Source organism: Pseudoalteromonas sp. SWN29, assembly GCF_015864465.1.
Taxonomy (GTDB): domain Bacteria; phylum Pseudomonadota; class Gammaproteobacteria; order Enterobacterales; family Alteromonadaceae; genus Pseudoalteromonas.
On the sequence record NZ_JADYXE010000161.1, the window covers coordinates 1 to 608 of the forward strand.

The following is a 608-nucleotide window of genomic DNA, read 5'->3' on the forward strand; positions in this document are numbered from 1 at the left end:
TTAGCAATTCGTGCTATTGCGAACGATTTCGAATTTAGCCATTATGACGCCAAGGCTTTTTATCATAAGAGCTTCACCTATCGTCTTCACTATGTACTCATTGCCATCAACCTTGATGTAGTATGAGCCATTAAAACAAGGTATTGGCTTAGCCACGTATATCCCGCCATTTACAACTGAAAGGTTGTGGTGATTTGCTTGCCTTACATACACACATTTTATAAGCATTAATATTCACCGTTCAGGAGAGCTTTCGCTTTCCGGTAGAACTGGATGGCCTTCTCCACCTCATCTGCATCATAGCCATGAATCAGATCTGAGCTGGACTGCAATTTGCTCTGAGATTTGCGCTCAACCGATCTCCATGAGTCGCACCACTTGTGAATGTCTCTCCCATACATGCCCACCAGGTATGGGTGTGCATATATCTTGTCACCAATAAGGCAAATGATTCCAGCGTCCTGTAGTGATGGTAGGATGTTGTCAATCAGGTTATTCATTACTCCATTACGCTCGACGAACGGCTGGACCTTTCTGATCGCCTCATATGTTGAGCGAACTCCCACAACGCCTTTTCCATTTATCGCTTGCTTCCAGATCTTTTCAAC

The 608-nt window shown here is 44.1% G+C and carries 1 protein-coding gene; it reads right to left on the bottom strand.

Annotation, left to right across the window (positions count from 1 at the left end):
- Positions 1 to 227: 227 nt before the first annotated feature.
- On the bottom strand, positions 228 to 608 hold a 381-nt coding region (locus tag I6F53_RS20720; protein WP_231616663.1), incomplete at its 5' end, for a hypothetical protein.